Raw genomic sequence first — 448 nt, forward strand, 5'->3', positions numbered from 1 at the left:
GTCGTGACATCGACCTATGACCCACTACCTCCTCGACACAAACATCATCAGCACCGCAACGAAGCCCTCGCCATCCGCATCGCTTGTGCAATGGCTCTCAGAGCAGGCTGACGAGGATCTGTTTATCTCGACGCTTTCTCTCGCTGAGATTCGACGCGGCATTCTTCGGATGCCCGAAGACCGCAAGAAACGAGAGCTTGAGGACTGGTTCTCCGGTCCGACGGGACCTCAAGCACTCTTCAACAGCCGAGTGCTGTCCTTCGATGAATCTGCAGCTCTGGTCTGGGCTCGGCTGATGGCCGAAGGAACAGCCACTGGTCGACCGCGCAGTGCGCTGGATATGATCGTTGCGGCCATTGCAGAAGCCAATACCTGCATCCTGGTGACGGATAACGAGAAGCACTTTCGAAACTCCGTCGAGTTCATCAACCCGATGCAATCTGATCTT

Annotated in this window: 1 protein-coding gene; it reads left to right on the plus strand. The window is 55.8% G+C overall.

What is annotated here, in order from left to right; translation table 11 throughout:
• Positions 1–16: 16 nt before the first annotated feature.
• On the plus strand, positions 17–448 hold a 432-nt coding region (locus tag C7G61_RS43455; RefSeq protein ID WP_108523453.1), incomplete at its 3' end, for a PIN domain-containing protein.

It is taken from the genome of Bradyrhizobium algeriense (assembly GCF_003062295.1).
GTDB classification, from domain to species: domain Bacteria; phylum Pseudomonadota; class Alphaproteobacteria; order Rhizobiales; family Xanthobacteraceae; genus Bradyrhizobium; species Bradyrhizobium algeriense.